The sequence below is a fragment of the Janthinobacterium sp. BJB426 genome, from assembly GCF_002735705.1.
Taxonomy (GTDB): Bacteria; Pseudomonadota; Gammaproteobacteria; order Burkholderiales; family Burkholderiaceae_D; genus Janthinobacterium.
The window spans coordinates 71,461-88,621 of record NZ_PDZL01000012.1 but is presented as its reverse complement, the minus strand read 5'-3'; the positions used below and the strand labels follow the sequence as shown (position 1 = coordinate 88,621).

Sequence of the window (17,161 nt, the reverse complement as noted above, 5' to 3'; positions counted from 1 at the left end):
GATGACAAGCGCCCCGCCCCTGCGCGTCTGGCTGTACAGCGCACTCCTGGCCACGTCCATCACTGCCCTGGTTACGCTGCAATACTGGTCGCCGTGGCGCAAGCCTGACCATGCCGTTGCCGATCATACACGCGAGTTTCTCGACGCACCGGCCGATGGCAAGGTGCGCGTGCTGGGCCTGGGCTCGTCCCTGCTCTGGGCCGCCACGCCGCCCGGGCTGACACCGGCGGCACTGCCCGGCATCGACTGGATGCGCATGACCAAGCCCGGCACCGGCGTGGGTTATCTGGAACCCAGCCTCGACCTCATAGACCGCCATCCGCCGGATGTTCTGATCGTTGAAGAAAACATTCTGTTGCAGGATCCAGACAACGTGATCATGGATCAACTGCGACAAAATTTCATCTCGGCAAGCAAGGGACTGGTCTTCCAGCTTACCGGAAACGCACGCCTGGCACCGCCACAGGCCTATGTCGCACTGCTCGACCAACGCGAGTCTTTTGCGTGCGCCACCGTCCCGTCCCATATTCGACGGCGTGAAATGCTCAAAAATGCCGCCGCGATACAACTCATTTTTAACGACGCGATCGTCAACCTGCAACTAACTGAGCGCCTGCAGCGCCTGGCGCAACGGGACGTGCACATCGTGCTGCTGGAGCTGCGCCGCGCCGAACTGGTCGAGCAAATGATCGCGCCAGAAAAACACCGCTGGTTATTACAATTACGGCAAGCACTCCCCCCTGGTAGCCATATCCGCTACCTCCGCTCACCGATTTACGCACAGCAAGACCTGCATTGCGACGGCAGCCACATGAACGCAGCTGGCGCCCGCCTGTTTTCTCCCTGGTGGCAAGCGCAATTGCAGCAACTGCGGGACGGCCGCTAACATGGTGTGGCTGACAATTTTCGGCATGCTGTGCATGCCTGTGCTGGTCGCGCTTTACTGGCGCTTGCCGCCCGCCTGGCGGCCGTGGCTGCTGGTGGCAGGAGGCAGCGCACTGCTATGGCATGATGGCTGGATCAGCGTAGCGGCCTGGGCCGCCTTGCTGGCCTGGCTGGCCTTCATTTGCGGCCCGCAATGGCGCCGCCCGGCCCTGATGCAGACGCTGGGGCTGGCTGGCGTGTTGCTCGCCTTTATCGCCTACCAGTACGCCAAAGCCAGCCATGGCCTGGCTGCCTACCTGGGCTACGCCTTCGTGTCGCTGAAAGCCTGGCACCTGATCGCCGAACATGGCGGCGGTATCGCGCGCGACGGCCGTGCCGGTACGACCCTCGCTTATCTGCTATTCCCGCCCACCCTGGCTGTCGGCCCGATTCAGCGCCATGACGCCTTCCGCCTGGAATTGCTGCGCGCGCGCTGGGACGGGCAACTCGCCTCGCAAGCCCTGCAACGCATGCTGTATGGTTACTGCAAGGTGGTTTTACTGGCCGGCTATCTCCTCAACTTCAAGCTCAATGGCCTGCAACTGACGACGGGGTACACCTGGCTCGATGCCTACCTGCCCTTGCTGGGCTATGGTTTGAACCTGTACTGGCAATTCTCGGGCTATTGCGATATCGCCATCAGCTTTGCCGCGCTGCTGGGCATGCGCGTACCGGAAAATTTCCATTTCCCCTTTGCTGCCCGCAATCTGCCCGATTTCTGGCGCCGCTGGCACATCACGGTGTCCGAATGGTGCCGCGATTTCGTGTTCCGGCCCATCCTGACACGCAAGCGGCAATACCTGCTTGCCAGCCTGGGTAGCATGATCGTGCTGGGCTTGTGGCATGAGTTGTCGCCGCGCTACCTGGCCTGGGGCTTGCTCCATGGCGCCGGCCTGGCCATCGTCCACCTGTGGGGCAAGCATATGCCCTGGGCGGAGCCATTGCGCCGCTACGCCCTGTGGCGCGCCGTCAGCTGGTTCCTGACCTTGCAATTTGTCATACTGAGCTTCGCGCTGACGTCGACGCCGGACCTGCAGACCGCCTGGTCTTGCCTGACGGTGCTGTTCGCACCACTGTTACCTGGGAGTTAAGGTGTACCAATTTTTCTTGCGCTACCTGCCAGCACCGCTCGTGCACGGACTCTTCACGCTATGGTATGGGGGACTGTTGCTGCTGTTGTGGCTGAAATGGCCGCTGGCGCTGGGGGTGGGCTTCCGTTACGGACAACTGTAGGCGGGGACCGATGCAGGCATCGGCCCCGTTGCCGCTTACAGCAAGACCATATTGTCGCGATGGATCAGTTCATGGCCTTCCATGTAGCCGAGGATGGACTCGATTTCGGTGGACGGCTTGCGCATGATGCGGCGCGCTTCGCCGCTCGTGTAATTGGAAAGGCCGCGCGCCACTGACACGCCATCCGCATCGACGCAGGTGATCACGGCGCCGCGGCCGAATTCGCCGTTCACGCCCGTCACGCCGATCGGCAACAGCGACTTGCCTTCCTGGCGCAGCTTTTGCACGGCGCCCGCGTCCAGCACGACGGCACCGGCCGTGTGCAGATGATCGGCCATCCACTGCTTACGCGCCGTCAACTGCCCTGTTTGCGCCCGCAACTCCGTGCCGATCGCTTCGCCCTGGGCGAGGCGGCTGAGCACGTCGCTGTCGCGGCCCCAGGCGATGATCGTGTGGGCGCCCGACTTGGCGGCACGCTTGGCGGCGAGGATTTTCGTCAGCATGCCGCCACGTCCCAGGCTGCTGCCGGCGCCGCCGGCCATCGCTTCCAGGGCCGGATCGCCGGCGATGCCCTGCGTGATCAGGTAGGCGTTCGGGTCCTTGCGCGGGTCGGCCGAGAACAGACCGTGCTGGTCCGTCAGGATGACGAGCGCGTCGGCCTCGATCAGATTGGCGACCAGCGCGCCCAGGGTATCGTTGTCACCGAACTTGATTTCATCGGTGACGACGGTGTCGTTTTCATTGATGATCGGCACCACGCCCAGGCGCAGCAGGGTCGTCAGGGTGGAGCGGGCATTGAGGTAGCGTTCGCGGTCGGCCAGGTCGGCGTGCGTCAGCAGCACTTGCGCCGTGCCGAGGCTGTGGGCGCGGAAGCTGCTTTCATAGATTTGCGCCAGGCCCATCTGACCGACGGCGGCGCATGCCTGCAATTCGTGGATATCGGTGGGGCGCTGCTCGAAACCGAGGCGCAGCATGCCTTCGGCGATGGCGCCGGAGCTCACCAGCACGACTTCCTTGCCCAGGGCGCGCAAGCCTGAAATCTGCGCGGCCCAGCGCGCGATGGCGGCATGGTCGAGTCCGCGGCCATCGTTGGTGACCAGCGAAGAGCCGACTTTGATGATGATACGGGTAGCTTTTTGAATCACGGAATCCATGGGGCGGCGCTCTTCACTTAATAGACGTCAGCGCGCAGGACGCAGCAGCAGCAAGGCCAGCCCCGCCGTCAACTCCATTGCGCACATGAACAACACAAAACCCTGGGGCAAGCCGAAGCTGATGGCCGCAAACAGACGGCCGGCGGGCTGCGCCAGGAGCAACATTGCTGTGATATCGCCGAGGACAGGCGGTTCGCCCTGCCGTGCCGCGAACAGCGCCAGGAGCGCGGTAGCGCCCCAGACACCGACATGCGTGGCGTAGAACTGGCTGTAGCCATTGACGCCATTGAGGAAGATGCCCATGCCGGCCGCCATTTCATCGGCGAACAACAGGCAGGCGACCGCGCTCAGCCCGTAAGCATACGCGATCAGATGCAATACACGGCGCTGCCACGCTTGCTTGCGCGCTGGCGCGGCAGCGGCCGTCTGTACCGACATCAGGGTAAAGCCTTAGTCGAGGATCTTGAAACGCGGATCATCCGGGTCGATCGACGAGATACCGCGTGCTTCTTCGGTCATCTGCGTCTCTTCGGCACGGCTTTCGCTGTGTTTCTTCTCTTCCAGATGCTGGTAAATCGCATTTACCAGTTCCGGGCAACCCTGATGGTTCAGCGCGGAAATCTCGAAGACGGGACCTTTCCAGGCAAAACGCTTGAGGAAGTCCTTGACGATCTTCTTGCGCTCTTCTTCCGGCACCATGTCGAGCTTGTTCAACACCAGCCAGCGCGGCTTGTCGACCAGCGACTCGTCGTACTTTTTCAATTCCTTGACCAGCGCCTTGGCTTCCTTGACAGGATCGACGTTGGTTTCAAACGGTGCCAGGTCGACGATGTGCAACAGCAGACCCGTGCGCTGCAAGTGACGCAGGAATTGATGGCCCAGGCCCGCGCCTTCGGAAGCGCCTTCGATCAAGCCGGGAATGTCGGCGATCACAAAGCTCTTCTCGTGCGATACGCGCACCACGCCCAGGTTCGGGTGCAGGGTGGTAAATGGGTAATCGGCAATTTTCGGACGCGCGTTCGAGACGGCCGAAATGAAGGTCGACTTGCCGGCGTTCGGCATGCCCAGCAGGCCTACGTCAGCCAGGACTTTCAGTTCCAGGCGCAGTTCGCGGCGTTCGCCTTCCTTGCCTTCGCCTTTTTGGCGTGGTGCGCGGTTGGTCGAGGACTTGAAGTGGATATTGCCCCAGCCGCCTTCGCCGCCCTTGGCCAGCATTTCGATCTGGCCGTGCTCGGTCAGATCAGCCAGGATTTCGCCGCTCGCGTTGTCGATGATCAAGGTGCCAACCGGCATGCGCAGGTGGATATCATCGGCGCCCTTGCCATAGCAATCTGCGCCACGGCCAGGCTCGCCATTGCGAGCCTTGTGCATTTTGGAGAAGCGGAAATCGACGAGCGTGTTGATATTGCGGTCGGCGACTGCCCAAATGGTGCCGCCCTTGCCGCCATCGCCGCCATCGGGACCGCCAAAAGGCCGGAATTTTTCACGGCAGAAAGAGGCGCAGCCGTTGCCGCCATCGCCCGCGATGACTTCGATTTTTGCTTCGTCGATAAACTTCATAATTTTGCCGCCATAAAACTAAAAAGGCTCTACCTTGGGCAGAGCCTTTCGATTGAAGGCTTGCGCCTTACATCATGCGATCATTGCGGAGCGAACTGGCGCCCCGCGATGAATTACGCTGGTACTGCTGCGTTAGGTACAACGGTCACGAATTGCTTCGAGCCAGCACCTTTGACAACGAACTTCACTTTGCCCGCGATCAGCGCGAACAACGTGTGGTCCTTGCCCATGCCTACGCCTTCGCCGGCGCGCACTGGGGTGCCGCGTTGACGAATGATGATGCCGCCAGCATTGATAGCTTGGCCGCCGTAGACTTTAACGCCCAGACGTTTTGATTCTGAATCACGGCCGTTTCGCGTTGTGCCGCCGCCTTTTTTATGTGCCATTTAAGACTCCTTGATAGCTGATTAATTCAAACAGCGGCGATTAGCCGTTGATCGAAACGATTTGGATTTCGGTAAAATTCTGGCGATGGCCTTGATGCTTTTGGTAGTGCTTACGACGACGCATCTTGAAAATTTTGACCTTATCATGGCGACCATGCGCCACAACCGTAACCAGTACCGTTGCACCTTCGACCAATGGAGCACCAAACTTGATGCTATCGCCCGCGCCTACTGCGAGAACTTGATCGATGGTGATTTCGGAACCAATGTCTGCCGGTATCTGTTCTACTTTAAGTTTTTCGCCAGCGACAACTTTGTATTGTTTGCCACCGGTTTTTATGACCGCGTACATGATTTGAAACCTCATCAAATGTTGAAAGAATTTGTCCCACTGCCATGAAAAGCAAGCCATACACAACAGGGGGAACCAGCGATTATACACGGACTGATAAATTGCGTCAAAAAGTATTCACAAAGCTTGACGATCGTGGTATGTCGACAACCTGACCATCATGTCAGGCTTGCGCCGGGCAGACAGCAAAACGCGCGCCAGTGCCAACAAGATCAATCAATTGCTCTACAGTCATAGGCAAACGTCACGCACGCGCAAGCCTTGTCGTATAATCGCGGCACCCACAATCTAATGCAGGTTCGCCTTGTCTGACGCTAACAAACACGTTAACCAAAACACCATCGTGCAAACGATTGCCGCCGATATGGACGCAGTCAATACGGTGATCCGCCAAAAATTGCACTCCGATGTAATTCTGATCAACCAGATCGCTGAATACATCATCAGCGCAGGCGGCAAACGCATCCGTCCCGTGCTGATCTTGCTGGTGGCCAATGCCCACGCCTATCGCGGCACGGCGCACCATGAACTGGCCGCCGTGGTCGAATTCATCCACACCGCCACCCTGCTGCACGACGACGTCGTCGATGAGTCGTCGATGCGCCGCGGACGCCAGACGGCCAACGCCCTGTTCGGCAATGCCGCCTCCGTGCTGGTGGGCGACTTCCTGCACTCGCGCTCGTTCCAGCTGATGGTGTCGCTGAATAATATGCGCGTCATGCAAATCCTCTCCGACGCCACCAACGTGATCGCCGAAGGCGAAGTGCTGCAGTTGCTGAACATGCACGATCCGGACGTGACGCAAGAGAGCTACCTGAACGTCATCCGCTCGAAAACGGCCAAGCTGTTCGAAGCGTCGGCGCAACTGGGCGCCCTGATCGCCGGCGCCAGCGAAGACGACATCGAAGCGGCTGCCGAATACGGCCGCTCGCTGGGCACGGCCTTCCAGCTGATCGACGACGTGCTCGACTATGCAGGCGACGCCGCCGAAATCGGCAAGAACGTGGGCGACGACTTGCGCGAAGGCAAACCGACCATGCCGCTGATCTGGCTGATGGAAAACGGTACGCCGGAGCAACGCGAACTGGTGCGCAGCTGCATCGAGCAAGGCGACGAACAACATTTCGACGCCATCCTGGCCGCCATCACCAATAGTGGCGCCCTCGACTACACGCGCAAGCAGGCGGAAATCGCCGGCCAGCGCGCCGCCGATGCCATCGCCGGCTGGCCGGACAGCATCTACAAGCAATCCATGCTGCAACTGTGCTCGTTTGCCGTGGACCGCAATCACTGATCGCGTTTAGGTTAGAGCGAAGACAACGGCGCCAATGGCGCCGTTTTTTTATTGCTTTGCTACTTGCGCTCATGCTCCATCGCCGCGCCCGCCAACTCCTGCACGATGGCCGGCGCCGCTTCCAGCCGTTCGCTGTAGCGGCTGCCCAGATACTCGCGGCGGTCGCGCACCAGCAGGGTGAATTTATACAGCTCTTCCATCACGTCGACCAGGCGCTCGTAATACGGCGACGGCTTCATGCGGCCGTCATCGTCGAATTCCTGATACGCCTTGGCCACCGAAGACTGGTTCGGAATCGTTACCATACGCATCCAGCGTCCCAGCACGCGCAAGCCATTGACGGCATTGAACGATTGCGAGCCGCCCGATACTTGCATCACGGCAAGGGTCCGCCCCTGCGTGGGCCGCACGCTGCCCGTTTCCAGCGGCAGCCAGTCGATCTGCGATTTAAACACGCCCGTGACAGCGCCATGCCGCTCGGGGCTGCACCACACTTGCCCTTCCGACCACAGCGACAGTTCACGCAACTCCTGCACCTTCGGATGCTCGGGCGACACACTGTCGACCATGGGCAAGCCATGCGGGTCGAACACCCGCGTGTCGGCGCCAAAGTGGCGCAGGATGCGCTCCGCTTCCAGGGTCAGCAACTTGCTGTACGAACGCTCGCGCAAGGAACCGTACAGCAACAGGATGCGCGGTGCATGCGTGGACACATTGACCGGCGCCAATTTATCCAGGCTGGGCACGTCCAGGTGGGCGGCACTGATATTCGGCAACTCTTCCATTTATGCCACCGGCTTGCCGTCGGCGCCGACCACGGCCTGGCCGTCTTCCTTGGCAAACGCGCCTTGCTGCGGCAGCGGCAGGATCTCCAGCACTTTTTCCGATGGCCGGCACAGGCGCACGCCCAGTTCCGTGACGACGATGGGGCGGTTGATCAAGATAGGATGGGCTTGCATGGCGTCGAGCAGGGTTGCGTCCGGCAAATCCGGATTGGCCAAGCCCAGCTCGTCGTACAGGGCGCCCTTGTCGCGCATCACCGCGCGCACGGACAGGCCCGCACGCTGGATCAGGTCGACCAGTTCCTCGCGCGATGGCGGATGCTTGACGTAATCGATGATGACGGGTTCGACACCCGTGTTGCGGATCAGGGCCAGGGTATTGCGCGAGGTGCCGCAGGCCGTGTTGTGGTAAATCGTGATCGTCATGTCGTGATGTCCTTCGGTAAAGTAGATTCAGTGACGCAGCAAGGCGCGCCAGCACAGCAGTTCTCGGTCAAGAAAGCCAGCAAGCCGTTCATGCCCGCATAGTTGGCCGCATAGATGATGGAACGGCCCGCCTTGCTTGCCGTCACCAGATTGGCGTGCGCCAGTTCTTTCAAGTGAAACGACAGGGACGAAGGCGCAATCGCCAGCGCTTCGGCAATTTTCGTCGCGGCCAGGCCTTGCGGCCCCGCTTGCACCAGCAGGCGGAACACGGCCAGCCGCGATTCCTGTGCCAGCGCAGCCAGGGCCGCGATGGCGGCAACATTCGTCAGCGGCGCCGCCCCGCTCGCTATTGTCTGTGTATTTTTCATATTTCAATAATAGTCGAATTATTGAATCATTTCAAGCGACATACCTTAGCTACCCATCTTACGTAACCTAGCGCACCGACTGTCATGATCAATCGGTCTACCTTGATGAAAAAATCACTGCGATTGGCATTCCCATGACACGCTCGACACCCCTGAAAATCCTCGGCTGGAGCCTGGCCGCCCTGCTGGCCCTGGTCGCCATCGTGGTCATCTTGGTGCTGACCTTCGACTGGAACCGCGCCCGCCCCTACATCAACGAAAAGGTGTCGGAAAGCACGGGCCGTACCTTCGTCATCGGCGGCGATTTACAGGTGAAATGGAAGCAAGGGTTGAAAACGGAGCCGGGCTGGCGCCGCTACGTGCCGCGCCCCATCATCAGCGCGCAGGACGTGCACATGAGCAACCCTGACTGGGCGACGGCCGGCCCGCAACTGGCCAGCGCGAAACGCATCGACGTGGCCATCCATCCGCTGCCCCTGCTGCAGCACAGGCTGGTGCTGACGGATCTGGCCCTAGCCTCTCCCAACATTGCCTTGCAGCGGCGCGCCGATGGCAGCAACAGCTGGACCTTGAAGGACAATGGCCCTTCGGCATGGGACGTGGGAATCCAACGCATGGCCTTCGGTGACGGCGTCATCCGCTACCTCGACGAGGGCATCGCGCTGGACATGCACGCCAAGGTCAGCTCGACGGCGCCCGACGCCACGCCGGGCGATGCACCAGGCAATGCGCCCGTGCAGAAATACGGCATCGCCTTCACCCTGGGCGGCAGCTACCGCAAGGCGCCCGTGACGGGTGGCGGCAAGGCGGGCGCCGTGCTGACATTGACTGATAACAACACCGTGTATCCCGTGCAGGCGCATGCCGTGCTGGGCAAGAACAAGGCCAGTATCGACGGCACACTGACGGATCCACGCTCGCTGTCGGGCATCGATTTGCAGCTGAGCCTGGCCGGCGCCAGCATGGCGGATCTGTATCCGCTGACGGGCGTGCTGCTGCCGGAAACGCCGGACTACGCCACCAAGGGTCGCCTGCTGGGCAAGAAAGACGGCGCCACCTGGAACTGGATCTATCAAAACTTCAAGGGCACGGTGGGCCAGAGCGACCTGGGCGGCACCCTGCAATACCTGCCGCGCCAGCCGCGTCCCCTGCTGCGCGGCGAAGTGACGTCGCAGCAACTCCGCCTGGAAGACCTGGGTCCCACCATCGGCGCCGACAGCAATGCCCAAAAACAGGCGCGCGGCAAGGCGCCCGTGCAACCGGACAACAAAGCCTTGCCCGTGGAACAGTTCAACACGGCCAAATGGAATGCGCTCGATGCCGACGTGAAATTCACGGGCAAGAAACTCGTGCGCACGCACGATATCCCGCTCAACGACATCGTCGCCAACATCCACATGAAAGACAAGGTGCTGAGTTTGACGCCGCTCAACTTCGGCATGGCCGGCGGCGACATCACCTCGAACATCACGCTCGACGGCCGCCAAAAGACCATCGCCGCGCAAGCCAAGGTAGCAGCGCGCCACCTCAAGATACACGAACTGTTTCCCAAGCTGCAATCGATGCAAGCGAGCTTCGGTGAAGTGTATGGCGACGCGGCACTGACGGGCCACGGCAATTCCGTCTCGGCCATGCTGGCCAGCGCGAATGGCGAACTGGCGGCCACCGTCAGCGAAGGCTCCGTCAGCCAATTCATGCTGGAACTGGCGGGCCTGAACCTGGCCAACGCCGTCTTCGTGAAAATCTTTGGCGACAAGCAAGTCCACCTGAATTGCCTGGCCAGCGATTTCGCCGTCACGAATGGCCAGGCCGACGTGCGCCGCTTCGTGCTCGACACGGACACGGCCGTGGTCAATGTCACGGGCAACGTCAACCTGGCCCACGAAACCCTGGACCTGGACGTGCGCCCCCGTACCAAGGGTGCCCGCATCATCACCTTGCGCACGCCGCTGTACGCGAAAGGCACGTTCAAGAACCCGGACGTTGGCCCGCAAAAAGGCCCGCTGGCCCTGAAAGCCGGCGCCGCCGTGGCCCTGGCCACCGTCGTCACGCCGCTGGCCGCCCTGCTGCCGCTGGTCAACGTCGACAAAGCCCCCGACACGGACTGCGCCGCCGTCATGGCACAAGCCAACGCCACCCGCAAAGCCCCGACTTCGCCGGCAACAAATGCGCCCGCCAAGAAAGTGAGCGAGGCGGAGATCAAGAAGGCCCAGCAGGAAAAGAAATAGGGCTTGATGTAGCCGCTTGAAAGCCGCTCCGCCATCTGCTGTAATGAAGGAGCGGGGTGTGGCTCAGCCTGGTAGAGCGCTGCGTTCGGGACGCAGAGGCCGGAGGTTCGAATCCTCTCACCCCGACCAGCCTTTTCCCCTCACTGGGCCGGCTTGAACTGCTTGCATTTTGACCTGCGCGTTGGCGACTTGCCGAGAAGTATGATATTAATTTCACCATTAACATCTTAACCACTTCTCGCGCAAAGGCTTGACCGATGTCTTTCCTGATAGTTCTGGCCGCACTGGCCTTCCTCATGCTGGCCGCCTACCGCGGCTACAGCGTGATCCTGTTTGCGCCTGTCGCTGCACTGGGCGCCGTGCTGCTTACCGATCCGTCCGCCGTGCCGGCTGTCTTCAGCGGCATCTTCATGGAAAAGATGGTCGGCTTTATCAAGCTGTATTTCCCCGTCTTTTTGCTGGGCGCCGTGTTCGGCAAGCTGATTGAGCTGTCCGGCTTTTCCCAGTCCATCGTCGTGGCCGCCATCCGCTATATCGGCAGTGCGCGCGCGAATGCCGTCATCGTTGCCGTGTGCGCAGCCCTGACGTACGGCGGCGTGTCGCTGTTCGTGGTGGTGTTTGCCGTGTATCCGTTCGCGGCTGAACTGTACCGCCAGAGCAATATCCCCAAGCGGCTGATGCCGGGCGCCATCGCCCTGGGCGCGTTTTCCTTCACCATGGATACCTTGCCCGGCACACCGCAAATCCAGAACATCATCCCCACCACCTTTTTCAATACGACCGGCTGGGCCGCGCCGTGGCTGGGCACTATCGGCGCCGTGCTGACGGTGATCATGGGACTGGCTTTCCTCGAATGGCGCCGGCGTTCCGTCATGGCGACGGGCGAAGGCTATGGGACCGAGGCCGACAAGGCCACAGCCGACGAGGGCGACTTGCCCCATCCGCTGCTGTCGGTAGCGCCTCTGGTGCTGGTCGGCGTGGCCAACTTTGCGCTGACCAAGCTGATCCCGCACTGGTACGGCGACAGCTATATGCTCACCGCCGAGGCGTTGCCAGGGCTGCACGCGCCCGTGTCGACGTCGATCGCTTCAGTGACAGGCATCTGGGCCGTGGAAGGCGCCTTGCTGCTGGGTATCTTGCTCGTCTGCGCGACGGCCTTCGGGCGCATCCGCGCCGCCTTTGCCGAAGGCACCAAGGCGGCCGTGGGCGGCGCCTTGCTGGCGGCCATGAATACGGCGTCCGAATATGGCTTTGGCGGCGTCATCGCGGCCCTGCCCGGCTTCCTTGCCGTCAGCAACACCTTGCGCAGCGTGCCCGATCCGCTCGTCAACGCGGCCGTGTCCGTGACGACCCTGGCCGGCATTACGGGATCGGCCTCGGGCGGCATGAGCATCGCGCTGGCGGCCATGTCAGACAGTTTTATCCAGGCCGCGCAGCAGGCGCACATCCCGCTGGAAGTGATGCACCGCGTGGTGGCCATGGCCAGCGGCGGCATGGATACCTTGCCGCACAATGGCGCCGTGATCACCCTGCTGGCCGTCACAGGCCTCACGCACCGCCAGTCCTACCGCGACATTTTCGGCATCACCGTCATCAAGACGGTGGCCGTGTTTTTAGTGATCGGTATTTACTACCTGACAGGGCTGGTATGATCGCGTCTTCGCCGACGCTCACTCGCACCGCTCCATGAATCATTTCCAGGTATTGATCGCTGCGGTCGCGGCCGTGGTGCTGTTCTTGTACAGCTTGCAAGCTTTCAGCCGTGAACTGCAAGCGATGGGCGGCGCCGGCATGCAAGCCTGGCTGGCGCGAGTCACCACCAACCGCTGGTACGGCTTTCTCGTCGGCGCCATCGCCACGGCGCTGGTGCAGTCGAGCAGCGCCACGACGGCGCTGGCCGTCGCCCTCGTCGATGCACAAGTGATCAGCTTTGCGGGCAGTTTGGCAATCCTCTTGGGTGCGAATGTCGGCACGACGGCCACGGCCTGGCTGGTGTCGATGAAGCTGACGGGCATCGGCCCGCTGTTCATCATTGCCGGCGCCCTCGTCTCCAGCCTGCCCAGCAAGATACAGGCGCTGGGCAAGGCGGCGTTTTACTTTGGCTTGATCTTCTTCGCCCTGGACCTGATCTCGAGCGAACTCAAGCCGCTGCAGGCGCAACCGTGGTTTGTCGATACCCTGGCGCAGGCGCGCGAACCGTGGATCGCCTTGCTGATGGGCGCGCTATTTACGGCGCTGGTGCAATCGAGCAGCGTCTCCACCGGCCTGGCCATCGTGCTGACGCAGCACCAGCTGATCCCAGCCGAAGCGGCCATCGCCATCGTCGTGGGCGCGAATGTCGGCTCTACCTCGACGGCGCTGCTGTCGAGCCTGCAGATGAGCGCCAACGCGCAAGCCACGGCCAAGGCCAACTTCCTGTTCAACCTGGCCGGCGCGTTGGCCTTCTTCCCCTTTATTCCCGCCCTGTCGAACGCCTTGCTGCCGCTGGCCGGCACGGCCGTGGCGGCCGCGCACCTGATTTTCAACCTGTGCGTTGGACTGTGTTTCCTCGTGTTCCTGCCCTACCTCCAGCCGCGCCTGATGCGCTGGCTGAAGGCGGCTCCCGCCTGAGTCTATTTCACGGCCGGCGCGGTACCCACCGGCTGCGCCGGCTTGAACACATGGCTGATGCCCATGGTCAGCAGCGGACCGGCCAGCGCCAGGTAGGAACTGTCCACGCCGTACGGATTGCCCGCCAGGAACCAGCCAATCGTGGCGATCACGGAGACGATCACGCCGACAAAGGCGCCGCGCGGCGTGCCGAATTTCGGCGCATAGAAGGCCATCAGCACCAGCACGGCCAGGGTGGCGCGCAGGGCCTTGCCGAGGAAGGCGATCATCAGCAATTTTTCCGCATACAGCGCCAGCACCAGCGGCAGCAATCCCGCCACGACGATGGCGATGCGCAGGAACATCAGCGATTTCGCGTCATTCTTCGCCTTGTTGTACCAGGGATCGTAAAAATCCTTCATGGCCAGGGTGGCCGATGCCAGGGTGGTGGCGGAAATGCCGCCGAACAGGGCGCCGGCCAGGCCCACGATCATGATGCTGGCGGAAAATGCCGGCATGTGGGCGATCAGGGTCGGGAAGGCATCGATCGACTTCATGCCCGGATACAGCACGGCGCTGCACATGCCGATCAGGGCCGCCATCAGGCCGAACGGGATCATCAGCGACGACACGTAATAGCAGGCGCGCTTGGCCACGGCCGGATTGTCCGTGCTGACCAGCGCCTGGATCACGTATTGCGTGGCGAAGATGGAACCGATGCCGCCGATCATCCAGGCGATGATCTGGCCCCAGCCGATCTCGACCCAGTTGAACATCTTGGCCGGCAGCTGCGCCTGCAGTGCGCCGATGCCGCCTGTCGCTTCCAGCGCATACGCCAGCGCCAGGATCACGCCCAGATACTTGACGATGGAGTGGGCGAAATTGGTGTACACGACCGAGCGCATGCCGCCCAGGCTGACATAGATCACGGTGATGGCGCCCACCAGCAAGATGGCCACGGTCTTGTTGATGTGCAGCACGGCCGCCAGCACGGCGCCGCCACTCGCGTACAGGGCCACGGCAACGATGCTCAGCGCAACGATGGTGAGGATGGAGGCCGCATAGCGCACGGGTTCGCCGTAGGTTTGCGCAAGGATGCCGGAAATCGTCGACTGCCCGCTTTCCTTGTATTTTTTCACCAGCACGATGGCCAGCAGCAAGAAGCCCAGCGACAGCGCCACCAGATTCCAGGCGGCGGAAATACCCAGTTCATAACCCTTCTGGGCCGTGCCGATGCTGACGGAACTGCCGATGAATTCCGACAATAGCAACGCGCCGATCAGGTAGGCGGGATAGTTGCGCCCGCCCGCCGTCATGCCTTCGGCGCTGTTGGCATGCTTGCGCACGCTATAGGTAATGTACGACATGAGGGCGAAATAGCCCACCGTGACCGCGGCGATAATGATCAATCTGTTTTCCATCCGTCTACTCCAAGTCTGCTTTTCTTATTATTATTTTTCAAGAAAGCTTCCCCTGCCGCATGCCGGACCAGCCGGCGGTGGTGCTCAGGGAAAAACTACATTCCTGCCGTACCGATACGGTACAGCAAGCCTCACACTAAAAAATTCCGCAACTGCGCTGTAAACAGGTCTGCCGCCTCGATGTTCGAAATATGCGAGGCGGGCAGGCTTGCCAGGCGGGCGCCCGCGATCTGCTGCTGCAGCCAGCGCGCGTCGTCGATGGTGGTCACGGGATCGTGCTCGCCTGCGATGATCAGGGTCGGCACGGTGATCGTGCCGACGCCAGCGTGCAAGTCCGCCTGGGCCAGCACGTCGCAGCAGGCCGCGTAGCCGCCCGCATCCTGGCCGCGCAAGGTGCCGACCAGGCGCGCCACCGTGTCCGCTTCACGCGCGATAAACTGCGGCGTGAACCAGCGCGCGGCGGCGCTATCGGCCACCGCGGCCATGCCGTCGCGGCGCACTTGCTCCGCCCGCAACTGCCACGGCGCGGCGCCGCCGATGCGCGCCGCCGTATTCGCCAGCACGAGCTGCGTCAAACGTCGCGGCTGGTGAACGCCCAGCCACTGGCCCGTCAAGCCGCCCATGGAAATGCCGCAGAATGCAGCGCGTTCGATATCGAGGTGGTCGAGCAGCGCCACCACGTCCAGCCCCAACCGCTCGATGCCGAACGGCGCGCCGCCGCTCGCCGACTGGCCATGGCCACGCGTGTCGTAGCGCACGACAAAAAAGTCGCCGGCCAGCGCGGCCGCCTGCGCATCCCACATGGACAGGTCCGTGCCAAGGGAATTCGACAGGACCAGGCAAGGCTTGCGGCGCTCGCCATCCGTGCGGTAATGCAGGCCGATACCATCCACCGCGCACGTTTTCCCGACAATGTCGTTGCCTATCATTAGATGTCTCCTCAGGAATCGTCGTCGCGCACGGACGAAGGATGGCGGCACAGCGGCATCACGTCGATCTGCATGTAGGGGAACAAAGGCAGGGAGGTGAGCAAGTTGTGCAACTCGTCCACGCTGTCCACATCGAAAACGCTGATGTTGGCGTACTGGCCGGCGATGCGCCACAGGTGGCGCCACTTGCCCTCGTGCTGCAGGCGCTGCGCCAGTGCCTTTTCCGTCTGCTTGAGCTGCGCCGCCTGCTCGGTGGGCATGCTCAATGGCAGGCTTACGTTCATGCGTACATGGAATAACATGGTTTCTCCTTATTGACGCTGCATGACGCGCAGCTTGTCCATATCGATCTCGACGCCCAGGCCCGGACCCGTCGGCACCTGCAGCATGAAGTCGCGGTACACGAGCGGTTCGCGCAAGACTTCCTGCGTCAGCAGCAGTGGCCCGAACAGTTCAGTACCCCAGGCCAGTTCGGCAAACGTGGAGCAGACGTGGGCCGTGGCGGCCGTGCCGACGCCGCCTTCGAGCATGGTGCCGCCATACAGGCCGACGCCGGCCAGGCGCGCCACGGTGGCCACTTCCAGCGCGGGCAGCAAGCCGCCCGACTGGGTGATTTTCACCGCAAACACGTCGGCCGCATCGGCCTGGGCCAGTGCCAGCGCATCGGCGGGACCATGCAAGGCTTCATCAGCCATGATGGCCACGTCGAAGCGCTGCTTCAGGCGCGCCAGCGCGGCGCGGTTGCCCGCCTTGACCGGTTGCTCGATCAAGTCGATGCCGCCCGCTTCCAGCGCGGCGATGCCGCGCACGGCGTCCGTCTCGCTCCAGGCCTGGTTGACGTCAACGCGCACGCTGGCCCGTTCGCCCAGCGCCCGCTTGATCTCCAGTACGTGGGCCACGTCATCCATCACGTCGCGCAAGCCGATCTTCAGCTTGAAGATGCGGTGACGGCGCAGTTCCAGCATTTTTTCCCCTTCGGCGATATCGCGCGCCGTGTCGCCGCTGGCCAGCACCCAGGCCACGGGCAGCGCATCGCGCACGCGGCCGCCCAGCAATTCCGACAGCGGCACATTCAGGCGGCGCGCCTGGGCGTCCAGCAGGGCCGTTTCGATCGCGCACTTGGCGAAGCGGTTGCCCTGGATGAGCTTGCGCACCCTGGCCATGGCCTTGGCCACTTCGCTCGCTTCCATGCCGACCAGCAGCGGCGCGATATAGGTGTCGATATTCGTCTTGATGCTTTCCGGGCTTTCGCCGCCGTAGCCCAAGCCGCCGATGGTGGTCGCTTCGCCCCAGCCCGTGATGCCATCGGCGCAGCGCAGCCGCACCAGCACCAGGGTTTGCGTATTCATGGTGGCGACGGACATGCGGTGCGGGCGAATGGTTGGCACATCGACCAGGTAGGTCTCGATATTTTGAATCATATTTATTCCGTATAATTCTGTGGAGTGGTTACACGATATGCCCCGAATCTCCCTACGTCCAACACCGAGTTGGTATCAAACCTATACCTGAAAG

General features: G+C 62.0%; 19 protein-coding genes and 1 tRNA gene. 8 read left to right on the top strand and 12 right to left on the bottom strand.

Features of this window, described 5'->3' with window-relative positions:
- Position 1: 1 nt before the first annotated feature.
- From CSQ93_RS18905 to CSQ93_RS28930, 3 genes are read left to right on the top strand one after another with little or no spacing between them, the layout of a single operon-like run.
- Positions 2-886, top strand: a complete 885-nt coding sequence (locus CSQ93_RS18905; RefSeq protein WP_099379360.1) for a hypothetical protein — start codon at positions 2-4, stop codon at positions 884-886.
- Between the two features lies 1 nt (position 887).
- Positions 888-2,015 (top strand): MBOAT family O-acyltransferase, encoded by a 1,128-nt coding sequence (locus tag CSQ93_RS18900; protein WP_099379359.1) that lies wholly within the window; start codon positions 888-890, stop codon positions 2,013-2,015.
- 1 nt (position 2,016) lies between these two features.
- The gene (locus CSQ93_RS28930; RefSeq protein WP_158301285.1) at positions 2,017-2,157 is read left to right on the top strand and encodes a hypothetical protein; all 141 of its coding nucleotides are present in this window, start codon (positions 2,017-2,019) and stop codon (positions 2,155-2,157) included.
- 35 nt (positions 2,158-2,192) lie between these two features.
- On the opposite strand, the gene proB is transcribed toward CSQ93_RS28930, so the two are convergent.
- The 5 genes from proB to rplU form a co-directional block, all read right to left on the bottom strand.
- On the bottom strand, positions 2,193-3,311 hold the full coding sequence (gene proB / locus CSQ93_RS18895) for a glutamate 5-kinase (protein WP_099379358.1): 1,119 nt from the start codon (positions 3,309-3,311) through the stop codon (positions 2,193-2,195).
- Positions 3,312-3,338: 27 nt separating this feature from the next.
- Entirely contained in the window at positions 3,339-3,749 is a 411-nt protein-coding gene (locus CSQ93_RS18890) for a hypothetical protein (RefSeq protein ID WP_099379357.1), read from the bottom strand.
- 12 nt (positions 3,750-3,761) lie between these two features.
- The gene (obgE, locus tag CSQ93_RS18885; RefSeq protein ID WP_099379356.1) at positions 3,762-4,871 is read right to left on the bottom strand and encodes a GTPase ObgE; all 1,110 of its coding nucleotides are present in this window, start codon (positions 4,869-4,871) and stop codon (positions 3,762-3,764) included.
- A gap of 113 nt (positions 4,872-4,984) precedes the next feature.
- Positions 4,985-5,257, bottom strand: a complete 273-nt coding sequence (gene rpmA, locus CSQ93_RS18880) for a 50S ribosomal protein L27 (RefSeq protein WP_010395157.1) — start codon at positions 5,255-5,257, stop codon at positions 4,985-4,987.
- Between the two features lie 40 nt (positions 5,258-5,297).
- Complete coding sequence (rplU, locus tag CSQ93_RS18875; protein WP_034754730.1) at positions 5,298-5,609, bottom strand: 50S ribosomal protein L21; 312 nt, start codon at positions 5,607-5,609, stop codon at positions 5,298-5,300.
- Between the two features lie 304 nt (positions 5,610-5,913).
- Here rplU and ispB point away from each other — a divergent pair, with 304 nt between their 5' ends.
- A complete protein-coding gene (gene ispB, locus CSQ93_RS18870) occupies positions 5,914-6,903 on the top strand; it encodes an octaprenyl diphosphate synthase (RefSeq protein WP_099379355.1) in 990 nt (329 codons plus the stop codon).
- Between the two features lie 59 nt (positions 6,904-6,962).
- Here the strand turns inward: ispB and arsH are convergent, their stop codons facing one another.
- Genes arsH through CSQ93_RS18855 form a run of 3 tightly spaced genes read right to left on the bottom strand, consistent with a single transcriptional unit; the run spans position 6,963 to position 8,479 of the window.
- Positions 6,963-7,688 (bottom strand): arsenical resistance protein ArsH, encoded by a 726-nt coding sequence (gene arsH / locus CSQ93_RS18865; protein ID WP_099379354.1) that lies wholly within the window; start codon positions 7,686-7,688, stop codon positions 6,963-6,965.
- On the bottom strand, positions 7,689-8,111 hold the full coding sequence (arsC, locus tag CSQ93_RS18860; protein WP_099379353.1) for an arsenate reductase (glutaredoxin): 423 nt from the start codon (positions 8,109-8,111) through the stop codon (positions 7,689-7,691).
- On the bottom strand, positions 8,108-8,479 hold the full coding sequence (locus CSQ93_RS18855) for an ArsR/SmtB family transcription factor (protein ID WP_199534452.1): 372 nt from the start codon (positions 8,477-8,479) through the stop codon (positions 8,108-8,110). Before CSQ93_RS18855 ends, arsC begins: the two co-directional genes overlap by 4 nt.
- Before the next feature lie 134 nt (positions 8,480-8,613).
- Here CSQ93_RS18855 and CSQ93_RS18850 point away from each other — a divergent pair, with 134 nt between their 5' ends.
- The 4 genes from CSQ93_RS18850 (at position 8,614) to CSQ93_RS18835 (ending at position 13,317) form a co-directional block, all read left to right on the top strand.
- Positions 8,614-10,707, top strand: a complete 2,094-nt coding sequence (locus tag CSQ93_RS18850; RefSeq protein ID WP_099379352.1) for an AsmA family protein — start codon at positions 8,614-8,616, stop codon at positions 10,705-10,707.
- A 52-nt stretch (positions 10,708-10,759) separates the two neighbouring features.
- A tRNA-Pro gene (locus tag CSQ93_RS18845) sits at positions 10,760-10,836 on the top strand.
- Between the two features lie 128 nt (positions 10,837-10,964).
- A complete protein-coding gene (locus tag CSQ93_RS18840) occupies positions 10,965-12,359 on the top strand; it encodes a GntP family permease (protein WP_099379351.1) in 1,395 nt (464 codons plus the stop codon).
- Positions 12,360-12,393: 34 nt separating this feature from the next.
- Complete coding sequence (locus tag CSQ93_RS18835) at positions 12,394-13,317, top strand: Na/Pi cotransporter family protein (RefSeq protein WP_099379350.1); 924 nt, start codon at positions 12,394-12,396, stop codon at positions 13,315-13,317.
- 2 nt (positions 13,318-13,319) lie between these two features.
- Here CSQ93_RS18835 and CSQ93_RS18830 read toward each other — a convergent pair whose 3' ends face one another.
- The 4 genes from CSQ93_RS18830 to CSQ93_RS18815 form a co-directional block, all read right to left on the bottom strand.
- Positions 13,320-14,705 carry a sodium:solute symporter family protein gene (locus CSQ93_RS18830; RefSeq protein WP_233516252.1) on the bottom strand — a complete coding sequence of 462 codons (1,386 nt, stop codon included), beginning with the start codon at positions 14,703-14,705 and terminating at the stop codon, positions 13,320-13,322.
- A 143-nt stretch (positions 14,706-14,848) separates the two neighbouring features.
- Positions 14,849-15,646: a 3-oxoadipate enol-lactonase gene (gene pcaD, locus CSQ93_RS18825; protein ID WP_099379348.1), complete on the bottom strand. Its 798-nt coding sequence runs from the start codon at positions 15,644-15,646 to the stop codon at positions 14,849-14,851.
- An 11-nt stretch (positions 15,647-15,657) separates the two neighbouring features.
- Positions 15,658-15,948 carry a muconolactone Delta-isomerase gene (gene catC / locus CSQ93_RS18820; protein ID WP_099379347.1) on the bottom strand — a complete coding sequence of 97 codons (291 nt, stop codon included), beginning with the start codon at positions 15,946-15,948 and terminating at the stop codon, positions 15,658-15,660.
- 9 nt (positions 15,949-15,957) lie between these two features.
- Positions 15,958-17,067 carry a muconate/chloromuconate family cycloisomerase gene (locus CSQ93_RS18815; RefSeq protein ID WP_099379346.1) on the bottom strand — a complete coding sequence of 370 codons (1,110 nt, stop codon included), beginning with the start codon at positions 17,065-17,067 and terminating at the stop codon, positions 15,958-15,960.
- Positions 17,068-17,161: the final 94 nt, after the last annotated feature.